The organism is Pseudomonas sp. WS 5011 (assembly GCF_012985775.1).
GTDB classification, from domain to species: domain Bacteria; phylum Pseudomonadota; class Gammaproteobacteria; order Pseudomonadales; family Pseudomonadaceae; genus Aquipseudomonas; species Aquipseudomonas peli.
In genome coordinates, this window is record NZ_JAAQXA010000001.1 from 237,801 (window position 1) to 255,895 (window position 18,095).

At 59.6% G+C, this 18,095-nt stretch carries 13 protein-coding genes and 2 riboswitches; of the genes, 9 read left to right on the forward strand and 4 right to left on the reverse strand.

Annotation, left to right across the window (positions count from 1 at the left end):
• The first annotated feature begins 324 nt into the window (after positions 1-324).
• Together HBN63_RS01150 and HBN63_RS01155 are read left to right on the forward strand one after the other, a co-directional pair.
• Positions 325-5,526, forward strand: coding sequence for a retention module-containing protein (locus HBN63_RS01150; RefSeq protein WP_170048068.1), 5,202 nt, complete (start codon positions 325-327; stop codon positions 5,524-5,526).
• Between the two features lie 202 nt (positions 5,527-5,728).
• A complete protein-coding gene (locus tag HBN63_RS01155) occupies positions 5,729-6,067 on the forward strand; it encodes a tryptophan synthase subunit beta (protein ID WP_170048069.1) in 339 nt (112 codons plus the stop codon).
• Positions 6,068-6,133: 66 nt separating this feature from the next.
• Here the strand turns inward: HBN63_RS01155 and lapD are convergent, their stop codons facing one another.
• The 3 genes from lapD to HBN63_RS01170 all read right to left on the reverse strand — a co-directional run bounded on the left by lapD (position 6,134) and on the right by HBN63_RS01170 (position 10,530).
• Positions 6,134-8,068 (reverse strand): cyclic di-GMP receptor LapD, encoded by a 1,935-nt coding sequence (lapD, locus tag HBN63_RS01160; RefSeq protein WP_170048070.1) that lies wholly within the window; start codon positions 8,066-8,068, stop codon positions 6,134-6,136.
• Between the two features lie 315 nt (positions 8,069-8,383).
• Positions 8,384-8,635: a DUF1145 domain-containing protein gene (locus HBN63_RS01165; RefSeq protein ID WP_170048071.1), complete on the reverse strand. Its 252-nt coding sequence runs from the start codon at positions 8,633-8,635 to the stop codon at positions 8,384-8,386.
• Between the two features lie 107 nt (positions 8,636-8,742).
• On the reverse strand, positions 8,743-10,530 hold the full coding sequence (locus tag HBN63_RS01170) for an alkyl sulfatase dimerization domain-containing protein (protein ID WP_170048072.1): 1,788 nt from the start codon (positions 10,528-10,530) through the stop codon (positions 8,743-8,745).
• A 96-nt stretch (positions 10,531-10,626) separates the two neighbouring features.
• On the opposite strand from HBN63_RS01170, the gene HBN63_RS01175 reads away from it, so the two are divergent.
• Positions 10,627-11,553, forward strand: coding sequence for a LysR substrate-binding domain-containing protein (locus HBN63_RS01175; RefSeq protein WP_160088036.1), 927 nt, complete (start codon positions 10,627-10,629; stop codon positions 11,551-11,553).
• A gap of 18 nt (positions 11,554-11,571) precedes the next feature.
• Here the strand turns inward: HBN63_RS01175 and HBN63_RS01180 are convergent, their stop codons facing one another.
• Positions 11,572-12,009, reverse strand: coding sequence for a hypothetical protein (locus HBN63_RS01180; RefSeq protein ID WP_170048073.1), 438 nt, complete (start codon positions 12,007-12,009; stop codon positions 11,572-11,574).
• A 248-nt stretch (positions 12,010-12,257) separates the two neighbouring features.
• Positions 12,258-12,383: riboswitch (guanidine-I (ykkC/yxkD leader) on the forward strand.
• Positions 12,384-12,437: 54 nt separating this feature from the next.
• On the opposite strand from HBN63_RS01180, the gene HBN63_RS01185 reads away from it, so the two are divergent.
• From HBN63_RS01185 to HBN63_RS01210, 6 genes are all read left to right on the forward strand, one after another.
• Positions 12,438-13,514 carry a putative urea ABC transporter substrate-binding protein gene (locus HBN63_RS01185; RefSeq protein ID WP_170048074.1) on the forward strand — a complete coding sequence of 359 codons (1,077 nt, stop codon included), beginning with the start codon at positions 12,438-12,440 and terminating at the stop codon, positions 13,512-13,514.
• Between the two features lie 179 nt (positions 13,515-13,693).
• Positions 13,694-13,802: riboswitch (guanidine-I (ykkC/yxkD leader) on the forward strand.
• Positions 13,803-13,869: 67 nt separating this feature from the next.
• The gene (locus HBN63_RS01190) at positions 13,870-14,937 is read left to right on the forward strand and encodes a putative urea ABC transporter substrate-binding protein (protein WP_170048075.1); all 1,068 of its coding nucleotides are present in this window, start codon (positions 13,870-13,872) and stop codon (positions 14,935-14,937) included.
• A gap of 72 nt (positions 14,938-15,009) precedes the next feature.
• A complete protein-coding gene (locus HBN63_RS01195; RefSeq protein WP_170048076.1) occupies positions 15,010-15,825 on the forward strand; it encodes an ABC transporter permease in 816 nt (271 codons plus the stop codon).
• Entirely contained in the window at positions 15,822-16,616 is a 795-nt protein-coding gene (locus tag HBN63_RS01200) for an ABC transporter ATP-binding protein (protein WP_170048077.1), read from the forward strand. The genes HBN63_RS01195 and HBN63_RS01200 overlap by 4 nt, the downstream gene beginning before the upstream one ends.
• Before the next feature lie 9 nt (positions 16,617-16,625).
• Complete coding sequence (locus HBN63_RS01205) at positions 16,626-17,354, forward strand: urea amidolyase associated protein UAAP1 (protein WP_170048078.1); 729 nt, start codon at positions 16,626-16,628, stop codon at positions 17,352-17,354.
• Positions 17,355-17,365: 11 nt separating this feature from the next.
• Positions 17,366-18,001: an urea amidolyase associated protein UAAP2 gene (locus HBN63_RS01210; RefSeq protein ID WP_170048079.1), complete on the forward strand. Its 636-nt coding sequence runs from the start codon at positions 17,366-17,368 to the stop codon at positions 17,999-18,001.
• Positions 18,002-18,095: the final 94 nt, after the last annotated feature.

Consider the following 18,095-nt stretch of genomic DNA (forward strand, 5'->3'; position numbering starts at 1 on the left):
GAGTGAAATTCCTTATCAGGCTGGGCTAGCGACTTGAACAGCGAAACGTCACACGCTTGACGCAACGGCCGGCAGGATACATAAACTGCCGAGAGTAGCGTGACGCACATCACAGTATTTTTTCATCCAATATCAAAGTGACATCAGGCGCGGCATTGTTTATTATCGCGAGCAGTCGGTCAATAGTTTGGCATATTGCTAATTCCATAAAGCAATAAGCCAGAAATATGACGGAAAACAAAGTCAAAACATTGTCGTATTAGCGTATTTTTTAGCTAGCCTTTAAACGAATTTCACCGTGCACCCACACATGGAGTTTCATCTATGAGCAATATCGCCGCCATCGTCAAAAGTCTTGTTGGCCAAGTATTTGCCGTTTCTATCGACGGCTTAAAGCGGCAGATATTCGAAGGCGAACGCCTGCTCATGGGTGAGCAAATCCTGACCGGCCTAGGTGGCGAAGTGACCTTACAACTGGCCAGCGGTGAACTGGTCAATGTGGCGCAGAGCAGCAACTGGCAAGCACCCGCGGGTGAAGAGCCGGCCGAACAAGCCGCAGCAGAACCTGCTTCCGAGCTGGAACAAGCCATAGCCGCCGGCTTCGACCCCACCACCGACCTCGAAGCGACCGCAGCTGGCCCGGGCGCCGGCGGTAATGCCGGCGGCGGCGCAGGTGGCGGGCATAGCTTTGTGATGTTGGATATCGTTGGTGGGCAGCTGGATCCGACCATCGGGTTCCCTACTGAAGGTCTCAACTCGGCAGTTGAAAGCCTGAATGATGTTGCAGGGGAAGATAGAAGCCTTGCCGTCACCGGGGCCAGCGAAGGCGTACCGACCGTTACCATTCCGAACGATGGCGCGGGGGTTGATGCCTCCGACCTCAACGTCGCGGAAAACGGCACCACCACCGGCAGCTTCACCATCAGCGCACCGGATGGTCTGACCAGCCTGGGCCTGGGTAACACCGTGATCAGCGCCGCTGATCTGGCCAACTCAGCCAACAGCAATGTGACCGTACCAGGCACCAATGGCACCCTAACCATCACCGGCTTCGATGCCGCCACCGGCGTGGTCAGCTACAGCTACGACCCGACCGGTACCAGCACCGATCACAGCACCGGCGCGGTCGTCGACAGCTTCGCCGTGGTAGTCACCGATCCGCAGGGCGATACCCAAGCCGGCACCCCGAGCTTGGACATCCTGATCATCGACACCGCTCCGGTCGCCAATGCCGATACCCGCACCGTCAGCGAAGACGACACCGGGATCGAGGGCAACCTGGTCACTGGCACCAACGCCACGGCCGACACCCTCGGCGCCGATGCTGCCACTGTCACCGGCCTGCAAGCCGGTAATGCCGGCAGCGCTGAAGTCACCGGCAATCTCGGTGGCACTGGCGTGGCCGGCATCTATGGCACTCTGATCGTCAATGCCAGCGGCGGTTACAGCTATGTCACCAACGCAGCGGCCCAGGCCCTGGTGGCCGGGGCCAGCGTCACCGACACCTTCAGCTACACCCTCAAGGACAGTGACGGCAGCTTCTCCACCACCACCGTGACCTTTACCGTCACCGGGGCCAGCGAAGGCGTACCGACCGTTACCATTCCGAACGATGGCGCGGGGGTTGATGCCTCCGACCTCAACGTCGCGGAAAACGGCACCACCACCGGCAGCTTCACCATCAGCGCACCGGATGGTCTGACCAGCCTGGGCCTGGGTAACACCGTGATCAGCGCCGCTGATCTGGCCAACTCAGCCAACAGCAATGTGACCGTACCAGGCACCAATGGCACCCTAACCATCACCGGCTTCGATGCCGCCACCGGCGTGGTCAGCTACAGCTACGACCCGACCGGTACCAGCACCGATCACAGCACCGGCGCGGTCGTCGACAGCTTCGCCGTGGTAGTCACCGATCCGCAGGGCGATACCCAAGCCGGCACCCCGAGCTTGGACATCCTGATCATCGACACCGCTCCGGTCGCCAATGCCGATATCGACAGCGTGGGCATTGGCGGAACGACTACGGGCAATGTGATTCTGGGTACCGGAGGTATTGCTACTACGGGGGCCGATACTCTGAGTGCAGATGCTCCGAACATCGTTAAGTTTGTACGCTATGACGGTATTGACTACGAGGTTACGCAAACGGGTACGGAGATCGTCACCGACAATGGCACCCTGAACATCCAGCAGAACGGTAGCTATACCTATACCTCATCGCACCAGAGCGTCGCCGTAGTCGCGAATGGCAATACGGCAACCATAGTAGCCAACTGGACTGCGGCAGGGGTGGGCGTGTACGGGTTTGATACCAACAGTATCGGTGGAGGACAAACCCAGACCAACCAGCTATACGGCAACCCACTGAATATCGACAGCATCAACGTCGCCAGCCTGAATGGAACAGCTACCGCTCGAATGACTAGTCGAGATGTAAGCGACAACGATGACGATGGGATTGGAGTGGAGAGTGGCGGTTCGTCAAGCGGGAATGCCCGTATCCAGAACGGCGAAAACCTAGTTCTGGACCTTGGCTTCGAAAGCAACTCGGCAAAAGTCACCCTGACTGCATTGGGCAATTCGGAAGCTGCCATCTGGCGTGCATATGATGCCAATGGCGACCTTGTCGGCAATGGCACCGTCGGGGGCAACAACAACGACATTGTTACCGCAACGATCACAACAACGCAGGACTATCAGTATCTGGTCTTTACTTCGGGCGGGGCGACATATTTGGTAAATGGCTTGATCGCTGAAGCAAATCTCAGCGGTGTAACGCCTGACGTATTTGAATACACGCTGGAAGATGCCGACGAAAGTCAGAGCAGCGCGACGTTGACCATCAGCACAGATGCCACTCCTGCCGCTGGGGCTGATATCACCACCGTTTACGAGGCGGGTCTTACCGCTGGCGGCAGCCAAACTGCAGGCACTCAGGCTGGCGTGGCTCCCACAGTTGCCAGCGGCAATCTGTTCGACAATGACCTAGGTATTGGCGCGAACACTACGATCACCAGTATTAATGGCACTACGCCAGTCTCTGGCGTCATTACCATCAGCAATACCATTGGCACGTTGGTGGTGAATGCCAACACGGGGGCCTACACCTATACCCTTAACAGAGCCACAACCGAGGGTGTGAACGATACCCCTACCTTCAACTATGTCGTAAGAGATAGTGTCTCAGGGCAGTCCAGCAACGCCAACCTGGTCATCAACATTGTCGACGACACGCCTACAGGCAGTGACATCACGCAAACACTGCAGGCTGCAGACGGTTCGGCAACTTATAACTTGGTGATAGTGCTCGATCGCTCTGGCAGCATGGCTCAAGATGCCGATGGCAACTGGTCGAGCAACGCAAACTTCGACCCAGCAACCGTACGAATGGAGATTGCCAAGCAAGCACTGGCGCAGTTGCTTGACCGGTTTGATGGTTTGGGCAATGTAAACGTCAAGATTGTCGACTTTGCAGATAGCGCCGCCTCATCTGACTGGTTTATCGATGATAAGACCAACGCGATCCATTACATCAATACAGTACAAGCCGGTGGAGGCACACAGTACGACGATGCCTTGAGTGAGGTAATGAATAGCTGGGGAACCCCTCCAGCGGCGGACAAGACGCTGTTCTATTTCATCACCGATGGCAGCCCAAGTTCCGGCGGAGCAATCAGCAATAACAGTGTTCCGAGCATTAGCCAATGGCAGGACTTCGTAGCTGCAAATGGCGACATTTCCTTTGCCATCGGCATTGGCTCGGCTGGACTTAACAACATCACACCGATCGCTTACCCCAACGACTCAAACGGCGTCAGCGAGCCCTATGCGGTAAAACTGGAGAATCCAACCGATCTCCTTAGCACGCTACTGGAAACCGTGGATGGTGGCGTTGTACTGGGCAGCCTGTCCATGCTCACTGGTAATGGCTCTACCAACGGTATTTTGCTTGGAGCTGACGGAGGTTCCCTGAGCAGTATCACGGTAGATGGAACCGTCTACACCAATGCTAGCGGTAACACACAGGTCATCCTGACCAATAAAGGCGGTGAGTTGACGGTGAACTTCACCACAGGCGAGTACATGTATCGCTTGCAACTAGAGAAAACCATCCAAGGCGAGGAGGAGGTCTTCCATGTTGTGGCGACTGATGGTGATGGCGACACCCGAAGCATCGACCTCAAAATCGAACTGGATTACTGGGCCAATCTCGACGCCAACCGCGACACGATCCTGACAAATACTCAAGCTGGGCAGAGTATTACTCTGTCCGAGACTGCACTGCTGCATAACGATGCGGCAGGAAATGGCGCCAGCATCACCGGTACCCAAGGCGCCACCAATGGAACAGTAAACGGCAGCAACTCGATTACATTCACGCCCAATATAAGCGGCGCCCCCGCCCAGGCTATTCGCGTGGCAACCGAAGCCCCCTATGACGACACCTCACAACTCCAGAACAATAACCAGCAGAATGCCATCGACTTTACTGACCGCAGTAAGTTCGGCACCACAGGCCAATCAGGAAGCGGCTGGAGCGTCGACACAGGCATCAATGGCTTTACGCAAGTGCTAAGAGGCCAGCTCCAAAGTGGCGGCAATGGCCACGACTGGGTCAAGGTGTATCTATATGCGGGTGAGCGAATCCGCATAGACGTGGATGGCGTTTCGGGGAGCAATAGTAATCCTTCGAGCAATGTGACGCGTACCGTACTGGATGCTAACGGCAACACCTTATTGACAGGTACGACGTCGGACACCTGGTTCACCGCCACGGATACCGGTGAATACTTTATTCGCTTGCAGGCCAGTAACACCGTCGACTACAACCTGGTACTCACTGTCGATGCAAACTCGGTAAAAGGCGCGATCGGCCCCAGTGCTGGTAGCTTTGATTACACGATGCTCGAAAATAACGCTACCGACAGTGCCAAGGTCGAGATCTTCCATGTAGCTGGCAACACGATTAACGGCACCGACGCCGATGAAATTCTGATCGGCGGCGGCACTAACGACATCTTGCATGGTGGCGGTGGCCACGACGTGCTACTCGGAGGCGCCGGTGACGATCAGTTGTTTGGTGGCGCGGGTTCTGATCGCTTAGAAGGTGGTACGGGAGTTGACACTCTGTACGGCGGCACAGGCAATGACATCCTGATTGGCGGCGAGGGCGATGACATTCTCTTTGGTGGTGCGGGTACCGATACCTTTGTCTGGCAAGCAGGTGACCTCGGCGCAGACCAGATCAAGGACTTCAGCCGCACTGATGACGACGTCATCGACCTTAGCGACCTCTTCAAGGATATAAACTTGGAAGTGGTGGATCTGTCCGATTACCTGCGTCTCGACACCGACAGTTCCAGGCTACTGATTAGTACCAGCGGCGAACTTGGCGACGGGGGCGCGGCCGATATCACCATCAAGGTGGAGAATGCCGGCGGCAATGTCTTTACCGGCAGCGATACCATCAGCTCACTGATCGCAGGTGGCGACCTGACACTGGTTAAAGCCAATCAGGACTGATCAACCTAAGCCCGCTACCCTTAAGTAGCGGGGTTTGTTGTTTATATAACCAGAGCATCTGCTATCCCATTGGAGGGTTAATAGCTCGGAATCAGTCCCGTGGCGTGCATGCTGGCGATTGATATATAGCGGCAGGCAGGGCATAAAGGTGGCTGGCTTCGAGTCCTTCCTTTCAGACTGTGTAACAGGCAAGGAGCGGTCGATGTTGTATGTAAAGCGGGATGTCTGGGGCAATTTGCAGCAGGTTGAGGCAGCGCCTTTCGACGGCATGGATGGTGAGCTACTGGCTGACAGCGAGGAAGCTGAAGCCTGGTATGCCAATCAGAGCGTAGAAAGCAGCCTGCTGCAGCTCAAGCAGAGTGACCTGGATATGATCCGGGTGCTGGAAGACTTGATTACCGTGCTGATCCGCAAGGGCGTGGTGCGTATCACTGATCTACCGGAAGCGGCGCAGGGCAAGTTGGTCGGCCGTAGCAAGGCGCGGGATGCCTTGGGTGGCCTGCATCGACTGATCAACGACGACGAGTCGAAACTGATCTGATCCAAGACCTGATACGTCAGGCTAACAACGGTTCGCGGGCATGGCCCGCTCCTACAAAAGCTGCTCTCAGCGCCAAGGTCCCGGCTCACCAAATAGACGGCCCTGCACGCCATTGATACCCATGGCGCGCAGTACCTGCCATTCCCCTTCGGTTTCAACCCGCTCGGCAATCAGCGGCAGATCAATGCTGTTCGCTGCACGCTGCATGGCTTCAATAAACAGGCGTTTGTCGTTTTCCTGATCGATATCGCGGATATAGCTGCCATCGACCTTGAGGTAACCGAGGCCAAGCTTGGCCAGGTTGCCGATCATGCTGAAACGCCCACCAAAGTGCTGCAAACCGAGGCCGAAACCCAGACTACGCAAACGCTGGGTTAAGCTTTCCAGCACGGCTTGATCGGGTAACTGGTCTTCATCCAGCTCCAGAGTCAAACGCGGGCCCAAATGCCGGTGCTGCTGCAACTGGGCATACAGCGCCGCCAGCGCCTGCGATTCACGCAGGGTGCTACCGGACAGGCTCAGCGCCACGGCCGCTGAATGACTTTGCAGTTGCGTCAGCACCAGGCCGAGCATGACCCGATCCAGTCGCGCCGCCCAACCGAAACGCTCCACCCAGGGCAGAAAACGCCCAGCAGGAATCACCCCGCCCTGCTCATCAATTACTCGCGCCAATACCTTGTGATGCAGCACCCGCGCAGGTTCGTCGGCCGCCACCACCGGCTGGAAGAACAACTGAATACGGCCCTGCTCCAGCACCTGATCCAGTAGGTTGTACCAACTTTGCCCCTCGTCCACGGCCAGCGATTGCTCGACCAACTCATTGAACGCCCAGCTAGGCTGGGCCTGGCTGGCGGCTAGCGCCAAGGCGGCATCCAGTGCGCGGTACAGCTCATCCTCCGCAGCGCCTGGGGCAAAGCTGGTCAGGCCTATGTGAGCCACTGGCAGGCAGTCACTGGCACCGGTCTGCTGCAGGCTGTGCAGGCTCTGCTCAAGCTGCTCGGCCAGTTGTTGCGCGTCGCTGCGGGCAAGCCCCGGTGCCAGCAAGGCAAACTCGCCACCACGGTTGCGCGCCAGAACAAAACGCCCCTGGCTGATGAGCTGCAACTGTTCGGCGATGCTGACCAGCAACTGATCCGTGCGCTGCCCGCCGAAACGCTGATTGAGGCCGCTCAGGTCATTAACCCTCAGCAACAGCAGGTAGCCGCTGCAGGCCTGCTCCTCAACGTTGAGCCGTGCGTGCAGCTGCAAATCGAAGTAACGCCGGTTGGCCAGCCCGGTCAGGCTGTCCTGATAGGCTTCGGCTCGCAGCATTTCGCTACGCGCGGCTTCCTCGGCAAACAATGCCTTAAGCTTGCCGACCATCTGGTTCATGGCGTTGACCACCCGGCGAAACTCGGGGGTTTTCGGCAACTCCGGCAAGCTAAGGAACTCACGGCGTGCGATGGCATTGGACTGATCGACCATATAGTCCAGCGGGCGCAACTGACGTTTGAGCAGCAGCACGCCCAGAGCAATACACAACACGCCGCTGAGGGTCAGCCACAGCAGATTGCCCAGAGTGCTCTGCCAGAGTTTGCTAACGGCAAACAGCGGATGGCTGATCACCTGCACCTGCGCGGCTTGCCGCCAGCCATCACTGACAATTGCATCGCCCTGCGCGGCTTCCAGATCGACCAGTTGGGCGAACCATTGCGGCGCTTCGCCGCTGACCGGCACGCCGCTGCGCTCGACCAGCAGCTCGCCAGTGGCAGGATCGGTCACACGAATGCTTTCAAAATAACCACTGTCGAAAATCGAGCTGACCATCAGTTCGATCATCGCGGTGTCGTTGACATGCGGGCTGAGCGACAAGCCCAGCGCGGTAGCGGCATCCTGAGCATGGGCGCGGAGCTGGTTGACCTGTTGCTCGCGCGAGCTCTCGACACTGACCAGAAAACTGCCGGTGAAATTCACCAACATCAGCATGCAGATGGCGATAAACAACTGCTTGAACAACGACATCAACCACTCCTGTCGAGCTAACTGCAGAACAATCCGGGCTCGATTACGCGTCAACAATACAGATAGGTGCAGGCTCAAGCACTTGGCTGATACGGGTCGATACCCGGCAGCATCAGGCGCTTGGCAGATTTAGGCACAGCACTGGAAAAGTACCGGCAGCACGACGGCCGTCATGGTGCGGGGCATGGGCACAAAACACAATGTCCACAGCCGCTGCGTGGGCAATTCGCCGATGGGGAACAGGCTGTTTGCGATAACGGTCGCATTACCTGTTGCAGGTAAGCGACCGTTGATCGGGAGGCAAAAATCAACAACTTAGGTGCGGGCCAATCCCTGCAAATGCACAAAGCCAAACAGCAGCACCTGCACCCGCTGCAACCAGGGCTGCGGCTGACCGACCAGGCGGGCTTTGAACAGCAGCAGCTCGCCAAGATGTGCCAGCAACATGCCGCCGGCAATCAGGTTGACGGCCAGGTACCAGCCCTCACCCATGGGGTAGAGCAGGTTGAGCAGCGCCAGCAGCCAGAACGCGGCCAGCGCGCCTTTGGCGAATATCAGAACAGGCATCCATCACTCCTTAATCAGCGAAATAAGCCAGGTGAAAAGCCTGATTAGTTTGCCTTGATCGTGGCACCAGCGCGTCCGCACTTTGGTCGGGTCACACAACTCCTCACTCAACGCAGGGTCAGGGCAATCGGCGTATCGCTGAAGTCAAAGCAGCCAAGGAAGGTCTTGATCTCCAGCAAGCTGCCATCGACCTGCACATCGCCCAACAAGGCGCCCTTGAGCAAACCGTTCTCGCCGCTCATTACGGTGTCCAGATACGTCTTGTCGAGGGTCAGTTTGAGCGTGGTGCCTTCGGGAATGCCCTGGTGCAGCTGTACTACACCGCGCCGCACTTCCAGCGCCCACTGCTCGCCGATATCCGGAAAGCTGAAACCTAGGGTCAACTCGACATCATTGGCCTTTTCCGGGTCGACCCGGGTAATCCAGTTTTGCAGGAAGATTCGCGCAGGAAAGGTTTTCAGCATGTCCGCCGAGAGAAAGGCACTGCGCATGCTCACGGCCATTTGCTGGACATCCTCACCGGCCAGCTTGCCTTCCAACTCCATGGCGCTCATCAGGTACCAGTTGCGCCAGTTGATGTTCATGCTGGCATAGCCGAGCTTACGGAAGCTGCGGGCCTTGATATCGCGGGCCAGCGCGTCCTCGTTGTCCACCTGAATGGCGTAGCTGGACAGCTCGGCAGCCCATTGATAATCACCCTTGAGGTAGGCCTCACCGGCGGCCAGCAGCAGTTTTTCCCGACCGCCCATCAACGCAATCAGGCGCTCGGCTTTATCTTTTGGCGGCAGCGGATCGAGGGCCACCGGGTCACCCTGGAACCAGCCCAAGTAACCGTTGTAGATCTGTCGCACGCTGTGTTTAACGGTGCCGTAGTACTCGCGCAGGTAAGGCGTGTAGCCAGCCAGGTGTGGCGGCAGCTTGACCTTCTCGACTAGCTCGTCCGGGGTCAGGCCCTTGTTCATCCAGCGCACAGTCTGATCATGGATATAGGCGATGCCGTCGCGTGTCATGCGCAGCACTTCCTCGACCTGCTGCTGGCCGCTGACCGGACGACCATGCAGCGGCACCATATGTTCGGCCTTATAGGCGCGCAGCTTGTCCAGGCTGTCGACCCACACCACCGGGTCGCGGAACTTGGTGCCGCGCAGGGTGTGGATATTCGGCAAGGTCGGCCCCTGCTCCACCTCGGCACTGATCAACACGCGGTTATCCGGCAGGTAGACGATGATCTCATCCGGCGCTTCGCTGGGCACATGCAGAAACTGCAGATCCAGGCCGGCAATGCGGGTGTCGAGCTTATCCTTGAAGGTCAGGGTCGGGGCGATAAAGGTCGACGCCTCGGCCTTGGCCAGCGGGCCGATCCCGGCGTTCATCTGTTCATGGTCACTGGCCGGCAGCGCCGCACCGAAGCTGTAGCCGGAACGCACCGAGAGAATCGGCCCGACCAACGCCCCCTGCGCCACCACATTGGCCAGCAGGGTGTCGTGGGCGATGATTTGCACCTCGCCACTGCGCACCTGCTCTTCCGTGACGAAAGCCTTCACGCCATTGATATGGTCCGGGTGGAAGTGGGTATAGACCACCGCCTTGACCGGTTTGTCGCTGATCTTGCGGAACTCGGCCATGATCTTGCGCGACTCGCTGACCGACTCACCGGTGTCAATGATGATCAGCCCTTCCGGGGCCTCGATCATCGCCACGTTACCCAGCTGCCAGCCGACAGCGGAATAGACGTTGCCGGCCACCTTATAGACCTTCTGCGCGAAGTGTTTGGTGTGCTCGGCCAGCTCCGGGTTGATCGACGGACGGATTTCTTCCTCAGGCAGGGAGGCCTGGCTGACCAGGGGTAATGCCAGGCTCAGCAGCACGGCGGCAGTTCGATTCAGTAAAAACATGCGAGTCGCTCATTGTTATTGGCTGTGTGGGAAGAGTGGCCAAGCAACAGCAATAATTCCAATGCATTCCAAATCAATAAATGATGCAATCAGCGCATGAATGACCTTCGTCAGCTTCGCCATTTTGTCGCCCTCGCCGAACACGGCCATTTCGCCCGTGCTGCCGAGGCCGTGCACCTCAGCCAGCCCGCCCTGAGTCGCAGCATCCAGGCGCTGGAAAGCAGCCTCGGTTGCAACCTGGTCGACCGCCACAGCCGCGGCATCAGCCTGACCACCCACGGCCAACTGGTACTGGAGCACGCCCAGCGTCTGCTGGCTGGCAGCCAGGCGTTGAAAAACGCCGTCAGCCAGTTGGGTAATCTGCAAACCGGAGAACTGCGCCTGGGCGCCGGCCCCTACCCGGCCGCGCGCCTGATACCACGCGCAGTGGGTCGCATGGCGCTGCGCTATCCACGGGTGCGGGTCAACCTGCAGATCAGTAACTGGCTGGACCTGCGCAGCAGCCTGCTGGATGACGCCCTGGAGCTGTTTGTCGCCGACAGCCGCGAGCTAATCGGTGACCCACTGCTGTGCATCGAACCACTGCAGCGCCACAACGGGGTGCTGTTCTGCCGCCCCGGCCATCCGCTGCTGGCCCACACAACACTGCGCATGCACGATCTACTCGATTACCCCTTGGCAGGCACCCAACTGCCACTGGCGGTGGCGCGCAGCCTTAGTGCACTCAGCGGGCGCGAGCAGCCGCTGAGCATTCAATGCGACAACTTTATGGTGCTCAAAACACTAGTGGCTGAAAGCGACGTGCTAAGCATGGCGCCGTGGGATGTGGTGGCCGAGGATATCCAGACAGGTCGCCTGGCCCGCCTGCCGCTGGAAGCAGGTGCATTGACCGAGCAATCCGCCTACGCCCTCATCAGCCGCGCAGGGCATAGCCTGTCACCAGCGGCGCAGGCCATGCGGGAAGAGATACTGGCCGAAGATCGACTCTTCGGCCGTCAACTTGAAGGCGAGCCGGATTCGTAGTGCGCCTCGAGAGGGTGGTCAGTTGCGCTGCCGCTCCCAACCTTTACGCTCATCGCGCCGATCACCACCACGGCGTTCTCCACCCCATTGGGCATCATGACGCTGTTGCTGGTTACGGTAATGGTCACGGCGGCCATCCCAGCCAGCGTGCGGTTGCACAATGCGGTAATCGTGGCGCTTCTGATATTGGTGTGTTTGGTAATGGCGCGGCTGCGGTGCAGGCACGTAGTAACGCGGTGCGTGGCGGTGATCATCGTAGCGTCGCCCATCATGGTGATAGGCCCTGTAGCGTTGCGGCTGCGGCACCACATAAACCGGGTAGCGCTGCACCTGGTAATAGGTATGCGAATGGCCGCGATCATAACCACGGTGGCCATAACCACTGCCACCGCCATAGACCGCACAACCGCTTAAAGACAAAACCAACAACGCCAGCAGCATGGATTTGTATGACATAGCGGCCTCCTTCGACCGCGGGTGCGGCAGCGACCGTTGTCGCTGCCAGGGATTGCTCCCAATGAATAGACAACAGGCCATGCCATCCAGTGCGTCGCACCGGCTTAGCAGATTTCATGACAAATTATTTCGGTGCTCTATTGTCCGTCGTGCCAGCTGACACACACCAACCTGGCACAGTCCTCGCTTAGCGTTCTACGCATAAAGGAAATGCGTACGGCGGCAAGCAGCTTGCAGCCAGACAATCTGCAATGGTCGACTAGGGTTCCGGTTCGCTGAGCAATGCCTGCAGCGAATGGCTGGTCCGAGAGTCGACGACCTCACGCAGTGGCCACGGCCAAGGGGTTACACGGCGGGATAAAAGCCCGGGAGAACGCACAGCACTGCTGTTCGCTTTCCTGTTCCCGCTGACTGACCCGAGGTTACCCATGCCGCTATCCACCCTGCTCGCCCGCCTGACTGCCACCTGTCTGCTCGCCGCCCTGCTGCTGCAACCGGCCACTGCTGCGAGTGAGCCGAAAACCTTCAAACTGTGCTGGTCGATCTTTGCCGGCTGGATGCCCTGGGGTTATGCCGCCAGCGAAGGCATCGTGAAGAAATGGGCGGATCAGTACGGCATCCGTATCGAAGTCAGCGAAGTGCCGGATTATGTCGGCTCGATTGAACGTTACACGGCCGGCGAATTCGATGCCTGCTCGATGACCAATATGGATGCGCTGACCATCCCAGCTGCCGCAGGCGTCGACTCTACCGCACTGATCATCGGCGACTTCTCCAACGGTGCGGATGCCATTCTGCTACGCGGCCCGGGCCTGACCCTGAAGGACCTCAAGGGCAAGACCGTGCTGCTGGTGGAGAACTCGGTATCGCATTACCTGCTCAGCCGCGCCCTGGAATGGGCCCTGCTCAAGCCTGAGGATGTGACCATCCAGCACGTGTCCGACACGCAGATTGCCGAAGCCTTCCTCAGCGGCCAGGGCGACGCCGTGATCACCTGGAACCCGATTCTGGCCAAGATCAAGCAGCAGGCCCAGGTCAGCCAGGTGTTCAGCTCCAACCTGATTCCCGGCGAGATCGTCGACCTCACCGTGGTCAACAGCAAGGTCCTCGCCGCACACCCGGAGCTGGGTAAGGCGCTGACCGGCGCCTGGTTCGAAACCCAGCGCCTGATGGGCATGCCCACCGATGCTGGGCGCGCCGCACGGGCGAAGATGGCCAGCGCCGCCGGCACCACGCCGGAGGATTTCAGCCAGCAACTCGACACCCTGCGTTCGTTCTATTCGCCGCGTTATGCGCTGGCTTTTGCCCGCGCCAACAAGATGCCCGAGCTGATGCAGCGGGTCGCCCAGTTCGCCGATCAGCAGAAGCTGCTCGGCCACGACGGCAAGGGTCTGGATAAGCTCGGCATCGCCTTCAGCGGGGAGCGCAGCCTGGGCAATGCCGACAACATCCTGTTGCGTTTTGATGGCAGCTATATGCAGATGGCTGCCGAGAAAAACCTGTAACACGCAGCGCCCTGCAATGCAGCACGCCGATGCTCACACGCACCGCCAGGGCGCACAGCCCTGGACTGGCGCGGGCAAAACCCGCGAGCCCATGGGGCCTGGTTGAGCTGGCACGATGTTCGCAATAACCAATCTGTGCAGGAACAACCCGCTGCGGCGGGATCGCGGCACCACAATTTGCAATAGCTGACTAGGGTTCCGATCCGCGATCAACAGATCTGCGGGTGACTGGTCCGAGAGTTGGCGACCTCCTTCGAGGTTACACGGCGGGATAAAAGCCCGGGAGAACGCGCCCCACTCGTGGGGGAACCGCCGCGCACTCCTGCCCGCCCATTTTCGAACTGGAGGTTCCACCATGCGTAAGTCCCGTCTGTGTTCAGTACTCGCCGCCGGCCTGGCCGCTGCCATCAGCGTCAACAGCTATGCGGCGCCGAAATCCGACTTCAGCGTCTGCTGGACCATCTACGCCGGCTGGATGCCGTGGGAATATGGTGCCGCCGAAGGCATCGTCGACAAGTGGGCGAAGAAGTACGACATCAATATTGATGTTGTGCAGATCAACGATTACGTCGAGTCGATCAACCAATACAGCGCCGGCCAGTTTGATGGCTGCACCATGACCAATATGGATGCCCTGACCATTCCGGCCGCTGGCGGCGTGGACAGCACCGCGCTGATCATCGGCGACTTCTCCAATGGCAACGACGGCGTCGTGCTCAAGGGCGAGAAGAAAACCCTGGGTGACCTCAAGGGCCAGAACGTCAACCTGGTTGAGCTGTCTGTGTCCCACTACTTGCTGGCGCGCGGCCTGGAAAAAGCCGGCCTCAGCGAGAAAGACCTGAAAGTGGTCAACACCTCCGACGCCGACATGGTCGCCGCCTTCTCCACCAGCGACGTCACCGCCGTGACCACCTGGAACCCGCTGCTGGCCGAAATCGAAGCCACGCCCAACGTGACAAAGGTGTTCGATTCCAGCCAGATCCCCGGTGAAATCATCGACCTGATGGTGGTCAACAGCGACACCCTCAAGGACAACCCGGCCTTCGGCAAAGCGCTGACCGGTGCCTGGTACGAAATCATGGCCACCATGAGTGCCGACACCCCGGCCGGCAAGGCGGCTCGCGAGCATATGGCCAAAGCCTCCGGTACTGATCTGGCGGGCTACGAAGCGCAGCTGGCAGCGACCAAAATGTTCTATTCGGCCAAAGACGCCGTGGCCTTCGCCACAAGCCCGAAACTACCGGCCACCATGACCAAAGTCGCGGAGTTCTCCTTTGGCCACGGCCTGCTCGGCGAAGGTGCACAAAGTGCCAACGCCATCGGCATGAGCTTCGCCAAAGGCGTGGTCACCGGTGACAAGGGCAACCTCAAACTGCGCTTTGATCCGAGCTATATGCAGATGGCAGCTGACGGCACGCTGTAACGCCTTCCCTACCCTCTCCCGCTTGCGGGAGAGGGTTCGGGGGAGTGGGCCCAAGCCACACGAGAACACTCTATGCGCCTGATCAACCGCCACCCGGATCGCAGCGGTCGCTTGCTGCTGATCCTGCTGCCCTTCGCCCTGCTGCTGTTCGCCTATTTCGCAGGCTCGGCACAACGCCTGGCTGATAACCCCAACGACAAACTGCTGCCCAGCGCCAGTCAGATGGCCGCGGCGGTTGATCGCCTGGCCTTTACCGAGGACAAGCGCAGCGGCAACTACCTGTTCTGGCAGGACAGCGCCGCCAGCCTGACACGCCTGGCCATGGGTATCGGCATTGCCGCCCTCGCTGGGCTGTGCCTGGGTATCGCGGCGGGCATCATTCCGCTGTTCGGCGCGCCGTTGTCGCCGCTGCTGACGGTGTTGTCGATGGTGCCGCCACTGGCGATCCTGCCCATCCTGTTTATCGTCTTCGGCCTCGGCGAGTTGTCCAAGGTGATGTTGATCGTCATCGGCATCACCCCGATCCTGGCCCGTGATTTGGAACAGCGCGCCCGCGAAATTCCTCAAGAAATCCTGATCAAGGCGCAAACCCTCGGTGCCAGCACCTGGACCCTGATCCTGCGCGTGGTGTTGCCGCAACTGCTACCGCGCCTGCTGATCGCCCTGCGTCTGGTACTTGGCTCAGCCTGGCTATTTCTGATTGCCGCCGAGGCCATCGCCAGCACCGATGGCCTGGGCTACCGGATCTTCCTCGTGCGCCGCTATATGGCCATGGACGTGATCCTGCCCTACGTGGTGTGGATCACCCTGCTCGCCTGGCTGATGGACCTGGGCCTGCGCCAGACCATCCGCATGTGCTTCCCCTGGTACGAGGGAGCGAAAGCATGAGCGCCTTTATCGAAGTGAAAAACGTCTGGCAGGAGTACGGCGACCAGGTTGTTTTGGAGCGCCTGAATCTGAGCATCAATGAAGGCGAGTTCTGCACCCTGGTCGGCGCGTCCGGCTGCGGTAAATCGACCTTTCTGCGCCTGCTGCTCGGTCAGGAGCGCGCCAGCCGGGGCGAGATTCTGCTCGGTGGTGAGCCGCTGGCTGCCGAGCCCGATAGCAGCCGTGGCGTGGTATTTCAGCGCTACTCGGTGTTCCCGCACCTGACGGTGCTGGACAACGTCGCCATCGGCCTGGAGTTGCCGCGCTCGAAATTGCTCGGCCGACTGTTTGGCGCCGCCAAGCGCGACGCCCGCGAACAGGCGGCGGTGATTCTGCAGAAAGTCGGCCTCGGCCACGCCCTGGACAAATACCCCAGCCAGCTCTCCGGCGGCATGCAGCAACGCCTGGCCATCGCCCAGGCGCTGATCATGAAGCCGCGCGTGCTGCTGCTCGATGAGCCCTTCGGCGCCCTCGACCCCGGCATCCGCAAGGACATGCACGGCCTGTTGCTGGAGCTGTGGCACGAAACCAAGCTCACCGTATTTATGGTCACCCATGACCTGAGCGAGGGCTTCAGCCTCGGCACCCGCCTGCTGGTGTTCGACAAGACCCGCATTGATCCGCACGCACCGAACGCCTTCGGCGCGCGCATTACCTACGACATCCCCCTGAACAGCGACCGCCGCGCCACCCGCGCCGCCGTCGAAGCGTTGCCCGCGCATATCGCCGGCAATCTGCAACCGGCCCTGTAGGAGCACCCAATGACTGCCTCATTAAGCCTGCGCCCCACGCTCTACGAAGAGCTCGTTCCCGGCGGCGGCCATACCTCCTTTGTCCTCAAGCGCGGCCAATTGCTGCGCATTACCGACCTCGAAGGCGGTGCCAATGCCAGCCTGCTGCTGCTAAACGCAGCCGAGAAAAGTGAGCGGCTAAACCTGCCCGACAGCCTCAAATCCCAGCACACCGCCAAGCTCACCGCCGGCCACTGCCTTTATTCGGACATGGGCCGTGTGCTCGCTGCCATCACCGCCGATACCTGCGGCTGGCATGACAGCTTCGGCGGCGTACTCAACGCCACCGAGGTGCAGGAGAAGTACGGCAACGGCAACTATCAGCAACTGCGCAACGGCTTCTTCCGCAACGGCGTGGACAACCTGCTGGTGGAAATGGGCAAGTGGAACCTCAATCTGCAAGACCTGCTGATGTGCCTCAACCTGTTCAGCAAGGTGACGGTCGACAGCGACGGCTGCTTCCACTTCCAGTCGGGCAATTCCAAGGCCGGCGACTACATCGAGCTGTACGCGCCGATGGACACCCTGGTGGTACTCACCGCCCTGCAACACCCCATGGACCCCAATCCCGTGTATGCGCCCAAGCCGCTGCAACTGAGCTGGCACAAGGTCGAAAGCGACGGCATCAGCGTGCTGTGCCGCACCTCGCGCCCGGAAAACGCCCGTGGCTTCCATAACACCGAACGTCTGTATATCTGAGGCCGGCCAGCATGACTCTTATCTCAAGCGACAAGCACCCGGAAGCTGCGGTGTACCGCGCCACCATCGCCGCTGGCGAACCCTTTCTCTGCGAAGTAAAAGCCGGCCAGACCCTGCGCCTGCTCGATCTGGAAGGTAACCAGGCGGTCGATACGCTGTTCTATTCAGCGCGCAACCCGCGCGAGCGCTATGACGTGCAACGCACCCTGCGCAAACAGAACCGCGTGTACCTGACCACCGGCAGCGTGCTGTATTCCAACCTGGGCCAGCCGATGCTGACCATCAGCGCCGACACCTGTGGCCGTCACGACACCCTCGGCGGCGCCTGCGCCCAGGAGAGCAACACCGTGCGCTACGCCCTGGACAAGCGCTATATGCACAGCTGCCGCGACAACTTTCTGCGCGCCAGCCTGCACGACGGCCGCCTGAACAAAGCCGATATCAGCGCCAACATCAATTTCTTTATGAACGTGCCGGTAACGCCCGAAGGCGGCCTGACCTTTGAAGACGGCATCTCCGCCGCCGGCAAATACGTCGAGCTCAAGGCGCATATGGACGTGATCGTACTGATCTCCAACTGCCCGCAACTGAACAACCCGTGCAACGGCTACAACCCGACTCCGGCTGAAGTGCTGGTGTGGGATTGATGGCCGCCCTTCGCCCCTGAGCGAAGAGCGAGTAAACGCCTTTCAACCACGGACGACCGTGGTGCAGACCGAATACCGCGGGACGGCCCGCCCC